Origin of the sequence: Streptomyces sp. ISL-43 (assembly GCF_018614195.1) — a bacterium.
In the GTDB taxonomy this organism is placed as follows: Bacteria; Actinomycetota; Actinomycetes; order Streptomycetales; family Streptomycetaceae; genus Streptomyces.
This window is the reverse complement of sequence record NZ_JAGGOT010000054.1, coordinates 1-17,839: the sequence shown is the minus strand read 5'-3', so window position 1 is coordinate 17,839 and position 17,839 is coordinate 1. Positions and strand designations below refer to the sequence as shown.

General features: G+C 73.4%; 13 protein-coding genes and 1 pseudogene. 8 read left to right on the top strand and 6 right to left on the bottom strand.

Features of this window, described 5'->3' with window-relative positions:
- Positions 1 to 14: 14 nt before the first annotated feature.
- Positions 15 to 1,136: a phosphoserine transaminase gene (serC, locus tag J7F03_RS29190; protein ID WP_214954712.1), complete on the bottom strand. Its 1,122-nt coding sequence runs from the start codon at positions 1,134 to 1,136 to the stop codon at positions 15 to 17.
- 84 nt (positions 1,137 to 1,220) lie between these two features.
- On the opposite strand from serC, the gene J7F03_RS29185 reads away from it, so the two are divergent.
- Both J7F03_RS29185 and J7F03_RS29180 read left to right on the top strand, forming a co-directional pair.
- Positions 1,221 to 3,971, top strand: coding sequence for an FAD-binding and (Fe-S)-binding domain-containing protein (locus J7F03_RS29185; RefSeq protein ID WP_374104406.1), 2,751 nt, complete (start codon positions 1,221 to 1,223; stop codon positions 3,969 to 3,971).
- Between the two features lie 58 nt (positions 3,972 to 4,029).
- Positions 4,030 to 5,016 carry a DMT family transporter gene (locus J7F03_RS29180; RefSeq protein ID WP_214954711.1) on the top strand — a complete coding sequence of 329 codons (987 nt, stop codon included), beginning with the start codon at positions 4,030 to 4,032 and terminating at the stop codon, positions 5,014 to 5,016.
- A 73-nt stretch (positions 5,017 to 5,089) separates the two neighbouring features.
- Here J7F03_RS29180 and J7F03_RS29175 read toward each other — a convergent pair whose 3' ends face one another.
- The 4 genes and pseudogenes from J7F03_RS29175 to J7F03_RS29160 all read right to left on the bottom strand — a co-directional run.
- Positions 5,090 to 5,833 (bottom strand): hypothetical protein, encoded by a 744-nt coding sequence (locus J7F03_RS29175; protein ID WP_214954710.1) that lies wholly within the window; start codon positions 5,831 to 5,833, stop codon positions 5,090 to 5,092.
- Positions 5,834 to 5,852: 19 nt separating this feature from the next.
- On the bottom strand, positions 5,853 to 6,896 hold the full coding sequence (locus J7F03_RS29170; RefSeq protein WP_214954709.1) for a hypothetical protein: 1,044 nt from the start codon (positions 6,894 to 6,896) through the stop codon (positions 5,853 to 5,855).
- Positions 6,897 to 7,014: 118 nt separating this feature from the next.
- Complete coding sequence (locus J7F03_RS29165) at positions 7,015 to 7,248, bottom strand: hypothetical protein (RefSeq protein WP_214954708.1); 234 nt, start codon at positions 7,246 to 7,248, stop codon at positions 7,015 to 7,017.
- A 244-nt stretch (positions 7,249 to 7,492) separates the two neighbouring features.
- Positions 7,493 to 8,530: pseudogene (locus tag J7F03_RS29160) on the bottom strand (helix-turn-helix transcriptional regulator); the annotation flags it as partial.
- A 115-nt stretch (positions 8,531 to 8,645) separates the two neighbouring features.
- Between J7F03_RS29160 and J7F03_RS29155 the strand changes: the two are divergent.
- Positions 8,646 to 9,176 (top strand): hypothetical protein, encoded by a 531-nt coding sequence (locus J7F03_RS29155; protein WP_251072662.1) that lies wholly within the window; start codon positions 8,646 to 8,648, stop codon positions 9,174 to 9,176.
- Between the two features lie 10 nt (positions 9,177 to 9,186).
- On the opposite strand, the gene J7F03_RS29150 is transcribed toward J7F03_RS29155, so the two are convergent.
- On the bottom strand, positions 9,187 to 9,861 hold the full coding sequence (locus tag J7F03_RS29150) for an HAD family hydrolase (RefSeq protein WP_214954758.1): 675 nt from the start codon (positions 9,859 to 9,861) through the stop codon (positions 9,187 to 9,189).
- 383 nt (positions 9,862 to 10,244) lie between these two features.
- Here J7F03_RS29150 and J7F03_RS29145 point away from each other — a divergent pair, with 383 nt between their 5' ends.
- The 5 genes from J7F03_RS29145 (at position 10,245) to J7F03_RS29125 (ending at position 17,608) form a co-directional block, all read left to right on the top strand.
- Positions 10,245 to 11,045, top strand: a complete 801-nt coding sequence (locus tag J7F03_RS29145) for a TIGR03084 family metal-binding protein (RefSeq protein ID WP_214954704.1) — start codon at positions 10,245 to 10,247, stop codon at positions 11,043 to 11,045.
- 68 nt (positions 11,046 to 11,113) lie between these two features.
- The gene (locus J7F03_RS29140) at positions 11,114 to 12,898 is read left to right on the top strand and encodes an acyclic terpene utilization AtuA family protein (protein ID WP_251072665.1); all 1,785 of its coding nucleotides are present in this window, start codon (positions 11,114 to 11,116) and stop codon (positions 12,896 to 12,898) included.
- Positions 12,895 to 14,493 (top strand): acyl-CoA carboxylase subunit beta, encoded by a 1,599-nt coding sequence (locus tag J7F03_RS29135; protein WP_214954702.1) that lies wholly within the window; start codon positions 12,895 to 12,897, stop codon positions 14,491 to 14,493. The genes J7F03_RS29140 and J7F03_RS29135 overlap by 4 nt, the downstream gene beginning before the upstream one ends.
- 8 nt (positions 14,494 to 14,501) lie before the next feature.
- On the top strand, positions 14,502 to 16,454 hold the full coding sequence (locus J7F03_RS29130) for a biotin carboxylase N-terminal domain-containing protein (protein ID WP_214954700.1): 1,953 nt from the start codon (positions 14,502 to 14,504) through the stop codon (positions 16,452 to 16,454).
- Entirely contained in the window at positions 16,451 to 17,608 is a 1,158-nt protein-coding gene (locus J7F03_RS29125; RefSeq protein WP_214954698.1) for an acyl-CoA dehydrogenase family protein, read from the top strand. Before J7F03_RS29130 ends, J7F03_RS29125 begins: the two co-directional genes overlap by 4 nt.
- Positions 17,609 to 17,839: the final 231 nt, after the last annotated feature.

The window sequence follows — 17,839 nt, the reverse complement described above, 5'->3', positions numbered from 1 at the left end:
CTGGTGCCTGCCGGTCAGAGGTTCTCGATGACGTGGTCGACGCACGCCGTCAGCGCCTGGACGTCCGCCGGGTCGATCGCCGGGAACATCGCGATACGGAGCTGGTTGCGGCCGAGCTTGCGGTAGGGCTCGGTGTCCACGATGCCGTTGGCGCGCAGCACCTTGGCGACCGCGGCCGCGTCGACGTCGTCCGAGAAGTCGATCGTGCCGATGACGGCGGATCGCTTGGCGGCGTCCGCGACGAACGGGCTGGCGTACTTCGACGCCTCCGCCCAGCCGTACAGGTGGGCCGCGCTGGCCGACGTACGGCCGGTCGTGAACTCCAGGCCGCCCTGGCTGTTCATCCACTCCAGCTGCTCGTTCAGCAGGAAGAGGGTGGAGAGCGCCGGGGTGTTGTACGTCTGGTTCTTCAGCGAGTTGTCGATCGCCGTCGGCAGCGAGAAGAACTCCGGGATGTGCCGGCTGCCGGAGGCGTGCACGCGGGCCGCGCGCTCCAGGGCCGCCGGGGAGAACGCCGCCAGCCACAGGCCGCCGTCGGAGGCGAAGGACTTCTGCGGGGCGAAGTAGTAGACGTCGGTCTCGGTGATGTCCACCGGCAGACCGCCGGCGCCCGAGGTCGCGTCCACCAGGACGAGGGAACCGGCGTCGGCGCCCGCGACGCGCTTGATCGGCGTCGCGACACCCGTCGAGGTCTCGTTGTGGGTGTACGCGTACACGTCCACGCCGGCCTCCGCCACCGGGTCCGGGTGCGTACCCGGCTCGGAGGAGATCACGGACGGTGCGTCCAGCCACGGCGCGAGCTTCGCGGCCGAGGCGAACTTGGAGGAGAACTCGCCGAAGGTGAGGTGCTGCGACTTCCGCTCGATGAGACCGGCGGTCGCGATGTCCCAGAAGGCGGTGGAGCCGCCGTTGCCCAGGATCACCTCGTAGCCCTCGGGGAGGGAGAAGAGGTCCCGGAGGCCCTGGCGCACCGAACCGACCAGGTTCTTGACCGGGGCCTGGCGGTGCGAGGTTCCGAGCAGGGAGGTACCGGTGGCGGCGAGGGCGTCCAGCGCCTCGATCCGCACCTTGGAGGGGCCCGCGCCGAAGCGTCCGTCGGCGGGCTTGATGTCAGCGGGAATCTGGATCTCAGCCACAAGCGGAGCGTATCGGGTCCAGGTCCACGCTTCGGAGGCGCGTCCACCCGATGAGATGAACCGGGCCGGTGGGAGGGTGTCCGGGTGACGTCACCCGGTGAACTCGAACGGACATTGCGGAAGAACCTGCGCGGAGAGGTCGACTTCGGCGCCGCCGCACGGGCCCTGAACACCATGGACGCCTCGAACTACCGCCGCGTCCCGGTCGGCGTGGTCGCCCCGCGCGACGCCGCCGACGTGGCCGCCGCGCTCGCGGTGTGCGCCGAGGCCGGCGTCCCCGTCGTCCCGCGCGGCGGCGGCACCTCCATCGCCGGCCAGGCCACGGGCATCGGGGTGGTCCTCGACCTGACCCGGCACATGAACGCCCTCGTCTTCCTGGACCCCGCCGCCCGCACCGCCGTCGTCCAGCCCGGCCTGGTCCTCGACCGGCTGCGGGACGCGGCGCGCCCGCACGGGCTGACCTTCGGACCGGACCCCTCCACGCACTCCCGCTGCACGCTCGGCGGGATGATCGGCAACAACGCGTGCGGGGCCCACTCGGTCGCCTGGGGAACCACCGCCGACAACGTGGCGGAGCTCGCGGTGACGGCGTACGGGGGCTCCACCTACCGGCTCGCCGCCGGCTGGGCGGGCGCCCCGGCGGGCCTGCGGGAGCTCGTGTCGGCCAACCTGGCGGTCCTGCGCACCGGCATGGCCGGGGGCTTCTCCCGGCGGATCTCCGGCTACGGAGGGCTGGACGCGCTGCTGCCCGAACGGGGCGCCGGGCTCGCCCGCGCCTTCTGTGGCAGCGAAGGCACCCTCGGAGTGGTCACGGAGGCGGTGGTCCGCCTGGTGGAGGCACCGAGTGCACCGGTCCTCGCGGTGCTCGGGTACGCCGACGAGAGCGCGGCCGCCGACGCGGCGGCGGGCCTGCTGGGGTACGGCCCGCTGACCGTGGAGGGCATGGCCGCCGACCTGGTGGGCCCGGCCTCCGGCCGGCTGCCCCGGGGCGGCGCCTGGCTGTTCGTCGAGATGAGGGACGAGGGCGCGGGCCGCGCCCTGCTCCGGGACGCGGACGCGGTGGACAGCCTGCTGATCACCGACCCGGCGGGGCAGCGGGCGCTGTGGCGGATCCGCGAGGACGCGGCGGGCACGGCGACGCGCATGCCCGACGGAGGGATGGCCTGGCCGGGGTGGGAGGACTGCGCGGTCCCGCCGGCCCGACTCGGCGCCTACCTGCGGGACTTCCGCGCGCTGCTGACTGAGCACGGGCTGCGCGGATCCCCGTACGGCCACTTCGGCGAGGGCTGCGTCCATGTCCGCATCGACTTCGACCTTGTGACGGCCCCGGGTGTGGCACGCTTCCGCGCCTTCTCCTCCGCCCTGGCCGACCTGGTGGTCGCGCACGGAGGCTCCCTGTCGGGGGAGCACGGGGACGGGCAGGCACGGGCGGAGCTGCTGCCGCGCATGTACGAACCTTCGGTGATCACCCTCTTCGAGGCCTACAAGCGGGTCTGGGACCCGGCGGGCGGCATGAACCCGGGCATGCTGGTCCACCCGGCGCGCCTCGACGAGAACCTCCGCTTCGCGGTGCTCCCGCCCTCGGCCTTCGCGGGGGAGGTCGCCCGCTGCGTCGGCGTCGCCAAATGCCGCACCACGGAGGTCGGCGGGCCGGGGGTGATGTGCCCGTCGTACCGGGCCACGGGTGAGGAACGGCACTCCACGCGCGGCCGGGCCCGGCTGCTGCACGAGATGCTCGCCGGGGAGATCGTGACGGACGGCTGGCGCTCGGCGGAGGTCGCCGAGGCGCTGGACCTGTGCCTGGGCTGCAAGGGCTGCCGCAGCGACTGCCCGGTGGGCGTGGACATGGCCTCGTACAAGGCGGAGTTCCTCCACCGCCACTGGGCCGGCCGGCTGCGCCCGCTCTCCCACTACACCCTGGGCGCGCTACCGGCGTGGCTGCGGGTGATCGCGGCGCTGCGGCTCGCCCGGCCGGCGAACCGGGCGGCCCGCCTCCTCCGGATCCCGGGCCTGGACCCCTCCCGCCCCCTTCCCCCACTGGCGCCCGAACCCTTCACCCGCTGGTGGCGCCGCGTGTCCCGCTCCGCGGAGCCCCTCCCCGTCGCAGGGCCCGGCGCCGGGGCCACCGTGACGGTGTGGCCGGACACGTTCACGGAGTACCTGGCTCCCGAGGCGGGCCGGGCCGCGGTCCGGGTGTTGCGGGACGCCGGGCTGGCGCCCGTCCTCGCGGGCGGCGGCGCCGTCCCCGTCTGCTGCGGGCTGACCTACGTCTCCACCGGCCGCCTCGACCGTGCCCGCAAGGTCCTGCTCCGCACCCTGGACGCCGTGGGCGAGCCCCACGGCCCCGTGACCGTCCTCGAACCGAGCTGCGCGGCAGCGCTCCGCACCGATCTCCCCGCCCTGCTCCCGGAGGACCCCCGCGCGCACCGCCTCGCCGCCGCCGTGCGGACCTTCGCCGAGACCCTGGAGGAGTACGCCCCGCACTGGCAGCCGCCCCGCCTCGACCGGCCGGTCGCCGGCCAGACCCACTGCCACCAGCACGCCGTCCTGGGGGACGCCGCCGACCGCCGGCTCCGCGAGCGGGCGGGCCTCACGGGTGACCTGAGCGGCGGCTGCTGCGGCCTCGCGGGAAACTTCGGCTTCGAGCCGGGCCACCATGAGGTCTCCGTGGCCTGCGCCGAGGAACAGCTCCTGCCGTCGCTGCGCGCGGCCGCCCCCGGCACCGAGGTCCTGGCGGACGGTTTCTCCTGCCGGACCCAGATCGCGCAGCTGTCCGGAGGCCGGGCCCGCCACCTGGCGGAGGTCCTGGCGGAAGCCCTGGCGGAAGCCCCGTGAACCGGATGTAAGGCAGAACACGCAAGCACGGTCCTTACCGACCCCTTAATCTGGATAAATGGCCGCACTTCCCTCCCCCACGACCGCACCCGCCACCAACCCCGCACCCGCCCCCGCTTCCGCCCCCGCACCCGCCCCCGCGTCCGTGCCCGCGACGACGGCCCCGGACGGCTCCTTCCGGGCGCGCTTCGGACCCGTCGCGCTGGTGGTCACGGCGGGAGTCTCGGTGCAGTTCGGCGCCGCCCTCGCGGTCATGATCATGCCGAGGGCGGGTGCGGCCGGCGTGGTCACGCTGCGGCTCGCGGCGGCCGCGCTGGTGCTGCTGCTCGTCTGCCGGCCCAAGGTGCGCGGGTACTCCCGCGCCGACTGGACCACCGTGGTGTGGTTCGGCGTGACCATGGCCGGCATGAACGGCCTCTTCTACCAGTCCATAGACCGCATCCCCCTCGGCCCCGCCGTCACCCTGGAGGTGCTGGGCCCGCTGGTGCTGTCCGTCGTGGTCTCCCGCCGCCTGATGAACCTGCTGTGGGCCGGGCTGGCGCTGGCCGGCGTCGTACTGCTGTCCACCCACGGCGGAGGCGGCTTCGGGGGACTCGACCCGCTGGGCGCGGCGTACGCGCTCGGCGCGGGCGGCATGTGGGCCGCGTACATCGTCTTCAGCGCGCGGACCGGCCGGCGGTTCCCGCAGGCGGACGGGCTGGCGCTGGCGATGGCCGTGGCGGCCGTCCTCTCGCTCCCCCTCGGCGTGATCGAGGCGGGCTCGGCCCTCCTCCTCCCCAGCACCCTGGCCCTCGGCCTCGGCGTGGCGGTCCTGTCCTCGGTGCTGCCCTACACGCTGGAACTGCTGGCCCTGCGCAGGCTGCCGGCGCCGACCTTCGCGATCCTGATGAGCCTGGAACCCGCGATCGCCGCCACGGCGGGCTTCCTCGTACTGAACCAGGCGCTGTCGGCGCTGGACGCGGCGGCGATCGCGCTGGTCATCGCGGCGAGCATGGGCGCGGTCCGCGCGCAGACGCGCCCGCGGCCGCCGGCCCCGCCGGCCTGACCCGCCGGCCCCGCTCCCCGCCGGCCCCGCTGCCCGGCCGCGCTGCTTCCCGCCGGCCCCGCCGCCTGGCGCTTCAGGTCGCGACGCGGTCCAGCGCGGGCAGGAACTGGTCGTAGAAGTCCACCTTGAGCTGGAGCGTGCGCTCCTCCATCTCCTTGAAGCGGCCCGTCGTCTCCTCGCGGGCGAGGAGCTCGGTCACCCGCGTGGCCAGGCGGTCGGAGTGGGTGCCGGACAGCAGGGACACCGTCGCGAGGGAGTGCGTCTTCGCATCGTGGAGGTGGTGCGGGTGGTAGAAGCGCGACTGGATCCGGCCCCCGGGCGCGAGCAGCGGCTCCATCCGCTCCCACAGCCGTCCGTACTCGACCGCGACCAGGACTTCGCCCCAGAACCGCAGGACGGTCAGCAGCCGCAGGTCCGCGTCCTCGTGGCCGCCCGCGTCGGCGATCAGGTCGAGGGTGTCGCCGATCGCGCGCTTCGTCGCGGCCGTCGGCCTCGAAGCCACCAGAGCCTCCCTGGACACCCCGAGCCGGCGCAGGTCCCACGTCATGTCCTCGCGGTGCGAGGGCGAGTGCCCGTAGGCGTCCGGATACTCCTCGCGCAGGATGATCCGGGCGATGCGCAGACCCTCCTCGTCGCCCAGCAGATCGATCGCCAGGTCGTAGGACGGGGTGAACGCGAGCGATACGAAGCGCCGCTGGAGCAGGAGCGCGGCGAAGTCCTCGTCCGGCAGCCGGGTGATGTTCGCCAGGACCGGATGCTCCTCGAACCGTCCGATCAGCGTGTCCTCGAACTCGTCCAGATCGTGCAGATCGTGCATGGCCGTACCCTTCCGTGGATCACAGGCTTCTGGCTCTGATCGACTCGCGCCAGTCGGGGAAGACCACGTCGTGGCCGATTCCCCACAGCGTGTCCAGCTCCTTCAGGACCTGCCGGCCCATCGTGCTGTCACTGCCGTCGATCTCGAGCTGGGCGGAATCGATGGCGAGTTGGGCGTGCAGGAACGAGCTGACCAGAAAGTGTTCGTCGACCTTGTGGACGGCGATGGACGGCAGGGAGTTGTACACCCGCACCTGGAGCAGTCCCCGGTCCTCCTCCCGGACGGCCCGGTGGAGCTCCGCGAGGCCGGCCAGGCACCTGCGCACGCTCGCCTGCACGTCCACCGCGAAGGCGGGATCCCGTACGGTCCGCAGGGCCTCGTCGCGCAGTCCCGCCACGGGCGAGGCCGGGTGCAGCAGCAAGATGCGCACCGGGACCCGCTGGTTGACGAGCGCCTTCTCCAGCGACGTCTGGAGCTGCTCCAGGTTGGGCATCCAGGTCTGCAGGATGACCACCTCCTGGGCGGCTTCCTCCACGAACCCGTTGAACACCGTGTCGGGAAAGTGCGCGTGCACCCGGACCACGCCGAGGTAGTTCTCCTGTTTGAGCTGCTGCGCCACGGTGTCGATGTCCAGCTTGGCGAGCTGCGCCTGGAAGCTCCTGTCCAGCCGGGCGACCTGCGCCTGGACGGTGTCGTCCAGCCGGGCGACTTGTTCCTGGACGGTGTCGTCCAGCCGGGCGACCTGTTCCTGGAGGCTGCCGTCCAGCCGGGCCACTTGCTCCTCGACGGTGGTGTCCAGCCGGGTGATCCGCGTCTGGACGGTCTCGTCGAGCGAGGTGACCTGCGCCTGGACCACATCGAGCTTGCGCAGGCGGTCGATCTCCAGAAGGAGGAAGACGGTGACCGTGCTCAGGATGAGCAGCGTGACCTTGGGGAGCGCGCCCCCGGGAGCCAGCGCGTCGAGCCACCCGAGGAGGTCCGCGAGCAGCACGACGACGCCCGATGTGGCCATCAAGGCCAGTGCTATCCGCTCCACGCGATAGCGAATGTCGCCGCCACTCATGCCACTCCAGCCCCTTGCCCACCCTCGTCGGCAACGACGGTATACCGACACCCCTAGTTCCAGGGGGAGTTCAAGCCACGTCGGGTCGGGTCCGGGCAGGTGGCCGGGGCGGTCGGGGTCAGTTCCAGACGATGTCGCTGTCGGTCCGCGGCGGCGCCACGTCCGCGTGCTGGACGTTCGCCTCTACGTGGACCGAGCCCGTCGGCCAGTCCGCGGACCAGGCGGAGAGCGAGGTGCCGGCGCCGGTGCTCTCCCCGTCCGGATAGTCCTGACCCCAGCCGCTCGCCATGGTCACGCCCAGCGCGAGGGTGCTCAGCGCGGCAGCCGCGAAGTACATCCGGGGAGTCGTCATGCGCGGAGCATCCCAGCTCCGCGGGGGCGGAGGGAAGGCCTCAGCCGGCATTCTCCGGGGTGTGCTTTCCGGCACTGGCCGGGGCCTTCGCTCCGGGCCCGGCGGCCCCCGTCCCAGCGGCAACCGCAGCCCCTGCAGCCCCTGCCGCGTGTCCGGCGCCTGTCGCGGCGGCCCCGGCCCCGGCCCCGGGCTCGGCGGCCCCGGCCCTGGGCTCGGCGGCCCCGGCCCTGGGCTCGGCGGCCCCGGACCCGTACCGGGCCGCCATCGCCGCGGCCACCGCTCCGATCCGCTCCCGCAGCGCCGGCGGGGCGAGGACCTCCGCCTCCGCCCCCAGCTCCAGGAACTGCGCCTCCGCGTGCGCCTGCGACTCGATCGGCAGCACCGCCCGCGTCCACCCGGGCAGTTCCGGGTCCGGGGCCCCGACGGCCGCCAGGGCCTTGGCCTGGGCGCCGGTCAGCCGGGCCGCTCCCCGCGCGGAAAGCCGTACCTCCGCTTTCTCCGGGTGCAGCCGCTCGTGGAACTCCGCCTGGGTCCGCCGCCAGTGGGCGGCCAGCTCGAAGCCGTCCGGGAGCACGCACTCCTCGCCCGTCTCCCGCACCGCCAGGACCTGGTCCACCCGGTAGGTGTACGGCCCGGCCGGCTCCACGGCCACCGGCTCCACGGCCGCCGGCTCCCCGGGCCCGCCCGGAGCCCCCGCCGCGCCCGCCCCCGCCGCCGCACCCGCGACCAAGTACCAGCGCCCCGCCTTCAGGACCAGCCCGTACGGGGCCAGGCGCCGGTCCACCTCGTGGGGCGCCTTCCAGCGCCGGTACCGGACCTCGATCACCCGGCCCCGCCACACCGCGTCGGCGATCCGCCCCAGGTGCGGGGTCTCCTCGTGTTCCGCGTACCAGCCGGGTGCGTCCAGGTGGAACCGCAGCCGCATCCGGTCGGCCTGCGCGCGCAGCTCCGCAGGCAGGGCGGCGCGCAGTTTCAGCTGGGCGGCGGACAGGGCCCGGCCGAGGCCCAGTTCGGCGGCCGGGCCGGGCATCGAGGTGAGGAAGAGGGCCTCCGCCTCGCCCGGGGCCAGGCCGGTGAGACGGGTGCGGTAGCCGTCGAGGAGCTGGTAGCCGCCGCTGTGGCCGGCGTCGCCGTACAGCGGGACGCCGGAGGCGGCCAGCGCCTCCGCGTCGCGGTAGACCGTACGGACGGACACCTCCAGCTCCTCGGCGAGCTCGGCGGCGGTCATCCGGCCCCTGGTCTGGAGCAGGAGCAGGATCGAGAGCAGTCGGCTGGATTTCATGTGCACTCCACTGACACAGGATGTCAGTGGAGTGCTCCTACGGTCATCCCCATCGGTACCGAAAGGCTCGCGGGAAGCTCGCGCCGCCCACCGGAACACTCAGGGGAGAACGCGTATGAACGACTTCGACTTCCTCGTCGGCACCTGGGACGTAGCCAACCACCGGCTCGTCGACGCCCTGGACGCCGACTGCGGATGGCAGGTGTTCCCGGGGATCTCCCGGGCCACCCGCCACTTCGGCGGCGCCGCGAACTTCGACGAGATCGAGTTCCCGACGAAGGGCGCCGCCGGACTGACCCTGCGGCTCTACGACCACGAGCGAGGCCGGTGGACCCTGAACTGGGCGAGCGCCGGGACCGGGACGCTCTTCCCGCCCGTCGCCGGCAGCTTCGAGCCGGGTACCGGCAGGGGCGTCTTCCACGGCGAGGACACCTGCGAGGGCGTGCCGGTCCTGGTGCGTTTCGTGTGGTCGGGGACGCGGACGGACACCCCGCGCTGGGAGCAGTTCTTCTCCGCCGACCAGGGCGAGAGCTGGGTCCTCAACTGGACGATGGACCTGACCCGCCGCGGCGCACCGGGATCCGCGTCCGTACCCGTCTCGGCGTCCGCGTCCGTACCCGCCCGAGCGTCCCTCGTCGGGGCGTGAGCCGGCCGCCTCAGAGCAGTTCGAGCACCGCGCCCAGCCCGTCCGGCCGCTGCTCGACCGGCAGGTGGCGGACCAGTTCGACCCGGCACCCCAGGGCGGCGGCCCCCGCGTCCGCGACGGGGTCGTCGCCGACCATGAGCACGTCGGCGGGCGCCTGCCCGAGCGCTTCGCAGGCGGCCCGGAAGAGCCCGGGGTCGGGCTTCTGCACCCCGTGCTCGAAGGAGAGCAGGTAGGCGTCGACGAGGTGGTGGAGGCCGTGGGCCCGGAAGACGGGCCGCAGGTCCCAGCCGATGTTGCTGACGACGGCGACCGGGACGCCCCGCTCGCGCAGGGCGCCGAGCGTGGAGGCGGTATCGGGGTAGGGCCGCCAGGCCGCGGGGGTGCGGTGCCGGTCGTACAGGGCGTCGGCCAGCTCCGGCGAGGGCAGTGACGCCTCCCGGGCAAGAGCGGTGTAGGCCGCCCGGTGCTTCGCGGAGCTCAGGTCGCGCTCCCGCCACAGCGTCTCCAGCCGGGGCGGCAGCCGACGCGGGTTCGCCCCTCCGGGGAGGGCGCCGGCTTGCTCCAGGCGGCGGGCGCAGTCGGCGAGTTCGGCCTCGGGCAGGTCGAGTCCGGCTTCCGCCACCACCGCGCGGAGCCAGTCCGCGGTGGGCTCGACCCGGAAGAGGGTGCCGGAGAAGTCGAACATCACGCCCTTGACCGTGCCGTCGGCCGTGCGCTTGCCCGCGTCCGCGACCGTGACCCCGTCCGTGTCCGTGTCCGTGCCCGTGCCCGAGCCCGCGACCGTGTCCGTGCCCGTGCCCGTGCCCGAGCCCGCGACCGTGTCCGTGTCCTTGAACGTGTCCTTGTCCGTCTCCTCGATCATGGCGCCGATCCTCGCCGCGGCCGCGCGGCACGCGCAAGCCCCGCAGCGGCCGATGGCGGTCCGCTCCTCCCAAATCACCCCTTCCCGCCCCCAGTTGACCCGAACTCCGCCGGATCGGCAGCGCTTCGAAAAATAATGCAAGCACGCTTGATTGTTTTCCTGACGGGTGCCAGGCTTCCCCTCACGCCGAGAAGGGGAGCGCACCCGTGCCCGATCCGTCCGCTGTCGCCGTCTTCGTCGATCTTCGCGAGGAGGGCAGGGAACTCGACTCCCTGGTAGGGGAGTTGTCCGCACCCGACTGGGCGCGGCCCACGCCCGCGCCCGGCTGGAGCGTCGCCCACCAGATCGCCCACCTGCACTGGACCGACCGGGCCTCGCTGCTCGCCCTCACCGATGCCACCGGCTTCGCGGTACTGGTCGAGGAGGCCCTCAAGGCCCCCGACACCTTCGTCGACGCGGGAGCCGAGGAGGGGGCCGCGCTGGCCCCCGCCGACCTGCTGGCCCGCTGGCGGGCCGGCCGCGACGCCCTCGACGAGGCGCTCGCCGCCGCTTCGCCCGAGGCCAAGTTCCCCTGGTACGGGCCGCCGATGAAGGCCGCGTCGATGGCGAGCGCCCGCCTGATGGAGACCTGGGCGCACGGCCAGGACATCGCCGACGCGCTCGGCGTACGCCGCGTCCCGACGGCCCGGCTGCGGCACGTCGCGCGGATCGGCGTACGGGCGCGCGACTACGCGTACGCGGTACGGGGCCTCGCGGCGCCGGCGGGGGAGTTCCGGATCGAGCTGACCGCTCCCGGCTCCGCCGAGGTGTGGACGTACGGGCCCGAGGACGCGCCGCAGCGGGTCACCGGCCCGGCCCTCGACTTCTGCCTGCTGGTGACCCAGCGGGCCCACCGCGCCGACCTGGCCCTGACGGCGGCGGGCCCCGACGCCGACCGCTGGCTCGACATCGCCCAGGCTTTTGCCGGCCCGGCCGGCCCGGGCCGCGCGCCGGGGACCTCCCGGTGACCCGGCGCCCCCTGCTGATCGGCAACGCGTCGGGTTTCTACGGAGACCGCTTCGACGCCCTGCGCGAGATGCTGACGGACGGCCCCCTCGACGTGCTGACCGGGGACTACCTGGCCGAGCTGACCATGCTGATCCTCGGCCGCGACCGCCTGAAGAACCCGGAACTCGGCTACGCCAAAACCTTCCTGCGCCAGCTGGAGGAGTGCCTCGGCCTCGCCCACGAGCGGGGCGTACGGATCGTCGTGAACGCGGGCGGTCTGAACCCGGCGGGGCTCGCCGGCGCGGTACGGGCGCTGGCGGCGAAACTGTCCGTCCCCGTCTCGGTCGCGCACGTCGAGGGCGACGACCTGATGCCGTACGGGGAGGGCGCGCTCACCGCGAACGCCTACCTCGGCGGCGCCGGCATCACCGCCTGCCTGCGGGCGGGCGCGGACGTGGTGGTGACCGGCCGGGTCACGGACGCGGCGCTGGTGAGCGGGCCCGCGGCGTGGTGGTTCGGCTGGGCGCCGGACGAACACGACCGGCTGGCGGGGGCGGTGGTGGCGGGCCACGTCCTGGAGTGCGGAACGCAGGCGACCGGCGGCAACTACGCCTTCTTCACCCGTCACGACGTCTCCCGGCCCGGCTTCCCGCTGGCGGAGATCTCCGAGGACGGTTCCTCGGTCGTCACGAAACACCCGGGCACGGGCGGGGTGGTGTCCGTCGGCACGGTCACCGCGCAACTCCTCTACGAGACCCAGGGCATCCGCTACCTGGGCCCGGACGTGACGGCCCGCCTGGACGCGGTCCGGCTGTCGGACGCCGGTCCGGACCGCGTACGGATCTCGGGCGTCCTCGGGGAGGCCCCGCCGGACACGCTCAAGGTGGGCGTGACCCGGATCGGGGGCTGGCGCAACGAGGTGGTCTTCGTCCTGACGGGCCTGGACATCGAGGAGAAGTCGGCGCTGGTCAGGGAGCAGCTGTCCGAACTGCTCGCTCCGGTGTCCTCGGTCGCCTGGACGCTGTCCCGTACGGACCACGAGGACGCGGGGACGGAGGAGACGGCGAGCGCGCTGCTCCGCCTGGTCGTCCGCGACCCGTCCCCGGACCGGGTCGGCCGGGCGCTGACCTCGGCGGCGATCGAGCTCGCGCTCGCCAGCTACCCGGGCTTCCACGTAACGGCCCCTCCGGCCCCGGCCCAGCCGTACGGAGTCTTCGCCGCGACCACGGTCCCGGCCGCCTCGGTCCCCCACACGGCCACCCTCCCGGACGGCACCCGCCTGCCGGTACCTGCGGACGCGAGCCCTTCGGGGCGTGTCCCCTCCCCGCCCTTCCCCCGTTCCCCCGAGCCGCACGCTCCGGCCGGCTCCGGAGCGCAAGGGCCCGCCGGCCCCACGCAACGGGTGCCGCTCGGGCGGCTGGTGGGTGCCCGCAGCGGGGACAAGGGCGGCGACGCCAACGTCGGGGTGTGGGCAGAGAGCGCCCCCGCCTGGGAGTGGCTCCGCGACACCCTCACCGTCGACGCCTTCAAGGCCCTGCTTCCCGAAACGGCCCCACTGGAAGTGACCCGGCACGTGCTGGCGAACCTCCGCTCCCTCAACTTCACCATCACCCGCATCCTCGGTGACGGCGTCGCCTCCGGCCACCGCTTCGACCCCCAGGCCAAGGCGCTGGGCGAGTGGCTGCGCTCCCGCCACACCGACATCCCCGTCGCCTTGCTCGGCCACCACCCCGGAGGGGAACCGCCCGCCGCGCCCGAGACCTCGCCGCCCGAAACCGCCGCGCCCTCGGAACCCGCGTCCTCGGAACCCGCGTCCTCGGAACCCGCGTCCTCGGAACTCCCCGCGCCCACCACCCCGGAGGGGACCCCGTGACCCGCCTCAAGACCGCCGTCGACCCGCTCGCCCCCGAGCACGCGCAGGCCCGTACCGCCGCCCTGGAGCGCCTCGCCGAGCTCGACTCCGCACACGCGGGGGCCCTGCTCGGCGGTGGTGAGAAGTACACCGCCCGCCACCGCGGCCGCGGCAAGCTCCTGGCCCGCGAACGCGTCGAGCTGCTCCTCGACCCCGACACCCCGTTCCTGGAGCTGTCCCCGCTCGCCGCCTGGGGCAGCGACTACCCGGTCGGCGCCTCGATGGTCACCGGTATCGGCACGGTCGAGGGCGTCGAATGCCTGGTGACCGCCAACGACCCCACCGTCCGGGGCGGCGCCAGCAATCCCTGGACCCTCAAGAAGGCCCTGCGGGCCAACGAGATCGCCCGCCAGAACCGAATCCCCTGCATCAGCCTCGTCGAGTCCGGCGGCGCCGACCTCCCCTCGCAGAAGGAGATCTTCATCCCGGGCGGCGCGATCTTCCGCGACATCACCCGGCTCTCGGCGGACGGCATCCCGACCATCGCCGTCGTCTTCGGCAATTCCACCGCCGGCGGCGCGTACATCCCCGGCATGTCCGACCACACCATCATGATCAAGGACCGCTCGAAGGTGTTCCTCGGCGGTCCGCCGCTGGTCAAGATGGCCACCGGCGAGGAGAGCGACGACGAGTCCCTCGGCGGAGCCGACATGCACGCCCGGACCTCCGGCCTCGCCGACTACTACGCCCTCGACGAGCACGACGCCATCCGCCAGGCCCGCCGCGTCGTCGCACGGCTCAACCACCGCAAGCCACAGGCAGACCCGCCGAAGGCCGAGGAACCCCTCCACGACCCCGAGGAACTCCTCGGCATCGTCCCCGCCGACCTCAAGACCCCCTTCGACCCCCGCGAGGTCATCGCCCGGATCGTCGACGCCTCTGACTTCGACGAGTTCAAGCCCCTCTACGGCACCAGCCTGGTCACCGGCTGGGCCACCCTGCACGGCTATCCGGTCGGCATCCTCGCCAACGCCCAAGGGGTGCTGTTCAGCGCGGAGTCGCAGAAGGCCGCCCAGTTCATCCAGCTCGCCAACCAGCGCGACATCCCGCTCCTCTTCCTCCACAACACCACCGGCTACATGGTCGGCAAGGAGTACGAGCAGGGCGGCATCATCAAACACGGCTCGATGATGATCAACGCGGTCTCCAACTCCCGCGTCCCCCACCTCTCCGTCCTCATCGGAGCCAGCTACGGCGCCGGCCACTACGGCATGTGCGGCCGCGCCTTCGAGCCCCGCTTCCTCTTCGCCTGGCCCAGCGCCAAGTCCGCCGTCATGGGCCCCGCCCAGCTCGCCGGCGTGCTCTCCATCGTCTCCCGCCAGTCGGCGGCCGCGAAGGGGCAGCCTTACGACGAGGAGGCGGACGCCGGCATGCGCGCCTTCGTCGAGGCGCAGATCGAGTCCGAATCCCTGCCGATGTTCCTCTCCGGGCGGCTGTACGACGACGGGGTCATCGACCCGCGCGACACCCGAACCGTCCTCGGCCTGTGCCTGTCGGCCGTCCACAACGCCCCCGTCGAGGGCGCCCGTGGCGGCTTCGGCGTCTTCCGGATGTGAGCCCCCAGATGACACAGAAGACCCTCCGCTCCGTACTGGTCGCCAACCGCGGCGAGATCGCCGTCCGCGTCTTCCGCACCGCCCGCGCCCTGGGCCTGGCCACCGTCGCCGTCCACTCCGACCCCGACGCCGACGCCCTGCACGTGCGCACGGCCGACGCCGCCGTACGGCTGCCCGGGGCAGCCCCCGCGGACACCTACCTGCGCGGCGACCTGGTCATCAGGGCCGCCCTCGCGGCGGGCGCCGACGCCGTCCACCCCGGCTACGGCTTCCTCTCCGAGAACGCCGCCTTCGCCCGCGAGGTCCAGGCCGCCGGACTCACCTGGATCGGGCCGCCGCCCCGGGCCATCGAGGCCATGGCGTCCAAGACCCGGGCCAAGGAGCTGATGCGCGCCGCCGGGGTCCCGCTCCTGGAGCCCGTCGATCCGCACACGGCCGCAGCCGCCGACCTCCCCCTGCTCCTCAAGGCGGCGGCGGGCGGCGGAGGCCGCGGGATGCGGGTCGTACGGGACCTCCACGCGCTCAAGGAGGAGCTGGAGGCGGCCCGCGCCGAGGCCCGCTCCGCCTTCGGCGACGACGAGGTCTTCGCGGAGCCCTACGTCGAGCGGGGCCGCCACGTCGAGGTACAGGTCCTCGCCGACGCCCACGGCACCGTCTGGGCGCTCGGCACCCGCGACTGCTCCCTCCAGCGGCGCCACCAGAAGGTCATCGAGGAGGCCCCCGCGCCCGGCCTGCCCGAGACGCTGCGCGCGAGCCTGCACGAGGCGGCCGTCGCCGCCGCGCGGGCGGTCTCGTACCAGGGCGCGGGCACCGTCGAGTTCCTCGTCACCGCCGACGGCCGCCCGTACTTCCTGGAGATGAACACCCGCCTCCAGGTGGAACACCCGGTCACCGAAGCCGTCTTCGGGCTCGACCTCGTCGCACTTCAGCTGCGGATCGCCGAGGGCGCGCCCCTGCCGCTGAACCCTCCGCAGCCCTCCGGGCACGCTGTCGAGGCCCGCCTCTACGCCGAGGACCCGGCGAAGGACTGGCGCCCGCAGACCGGGATCCTGCAGACCCTCGCCGTCCCCGGCGAGGTCCGCGTGGACACCGGCTTCACCGACGGCGACACCGTCTCCATCCACTACGACCCCATGCTCGCCAAGGTCGTCGCGCACGCCCCGACGCGTGCCGAGGCCGTCCGCGCCCTCGCCCACGCCCTCGCCGGAGCCCGGATCCACGGACTGGCCACCAACCGCGAGCTCCTCGTACGGTCCCTGCGGCACCCGGAGTTCGAGGCCGGGCACCTCGACACCGGCTTCTACGACCGCCACCTGCCGGCCCTCACCGAAGCCGCCCCGGACGCCGGGCCGGCCGCCCTCGCCGCCGCCGTCGCCGCGGCCCTCGCCGAGACGGCCCCCGCCCCCCACGCCCCGCTCGCCGCCCGGATCGGGGGCTGGCGCAACCTCCGCTCCCAGCCGCAGACCCGCCACTACACGGCAGCCGGAACCGCATACGAGGTCCGCTACCGCCCGGCCCGCAGCGGCTCCCCGGAGCTGGTGGACCACCCCGGTATCCGGGTCCTGTCGGCCACACCGGAGCTGGTCACCCTGGAAATCGAGGGCGTCCGACGGACGTTCCACGTGAAACAAAATTCGAACACCCCCGACGTCCATGTGGACTCCACGTACGGCGGGGGCGCCCACACCCTGACCCCGGTACCCCGGTTCGCGGACCCCCAGGACCGCACCGAACCAGGCTCCCTGCTCGCCCCCATGCCCGGCACCGTCGTCCGCGTCGCCGAGGGCCTCGCCCCCGGCACCCCCGTCACCGCCGGCCAGCCCCTGCTCTGGCTGGAGGCCATGAAGATGGAACACCGCATCCTCGCGCCCGCCTCCGGCACGCTCACCGCGCTCCACGCCGTCACCGGCCAGCAGGTCGAATTCGGCGCCCTGCTCGCCGTAGTCCAGGAGGAAGCATGAGCTCCATCGAAACGGAAGAACACACGGCCCTGCGCAAGGCGGTCGCCGCCCTCGGCCAGAAGTACGGCCGCGAATACCTCGCGCGCCTCGCCCGCGAGGGCGGCCACCCCGACGAACTGTGGGCGGACGCCGCCAAGCTCGGCTACCTCGGGGTCAACCTCCCCGAGGAGTACGGTGGCGGAGGCGGCGGCATCGCCGAACTCTCCATCGTCCTCGAAGAACTCGGCGCCGCGGGCTGCCCCCTCCTCATGATGGTCGTCTCACCCGCCATCTGCGGCACGGTCATCTCCCGCTTCGGCACCGACGCCCAGAAGCAGGCCTGGCTCCCCGGCCTCGCCGACGGCACCCGCACCATGGCCTTCGGCATCACCGAGCCCGACGCCGGCTCCAACTCCCACCGCATCACCACCACCGCCCGCCGCGACGGCGACGACTGGATCCTGACCGGCCGCAAGGTCTTCATCTCCGGCGTCGACATCGCGGACGCCACCCTCATCGTCGGCCGCACGGAAGACGCCCGGACCGGCAGCCTCAAGCCCTGCCTGTTCATCGTCCCCCGCGACACCCCGGGCTTCGCCCACACCGTGATCGACATGGAACTCCAAGCGGCGGAAAAGCAGTTCGAGCTCACCCTGGACGACGTACGACTCCCTTCCTCCGCCCTGGTCGGAGACGAGGACGCGGGCCTCCTCCAACTCTTCGCGGGCCTCAACCCGGAACGGATCATGACCGCGGCCTTCGCCATCGGCATGGGCCGCTACGCACTCGCCAAGGCCGTCGACTACGCCAAGACCCGCCAGGTCTGGAAGAACCCCATCGGCGCCCACCAGGCCATCGCCCACCCGCTCGCGGCCGCCCACATCGAGCTGGAACTGGCCCGCCTGATGATGCAGAAGGCCGCCCACCTCTACGACGCCGGCGACGACATGGGCGCCGGCGAAGCCGCGAACATGGCCAAGTACGCCGCCGCAGAGGCCTGCGTCCGCGCGGTGGACCAGTCCGTCCACACCCTGGGCGGCAACGGCCTCACCCGCGAATACGGCCTGGCCGCCCTCATCACGGCCTCCCGCGTGGCCCGCATCGCCCCGGTCAGCCGCGAGATGATCCTCAACTTCATCTCCCACCAAACCCTGGGCCTCCCCAAGTCCTACTAACGCCGGAACCGAACCGAGAAGCGGGTGCGGACGGGAACCCGTACCGAGAACGGGGTGCGGACGGGAACCTGTACCGAGAACGGGTGCGGACGGGAACCCGTGCCGGGGACGGGGGTGGGGTGGGGTGTCGGCCGGGACGTAAAACGTGATTTGTGGCGCGGACAGGCCCGCACCCGTCGAAGCATGACCCGGGGCGCCAAAAATCATGCAGTCCCGGCCGACACCCCACCC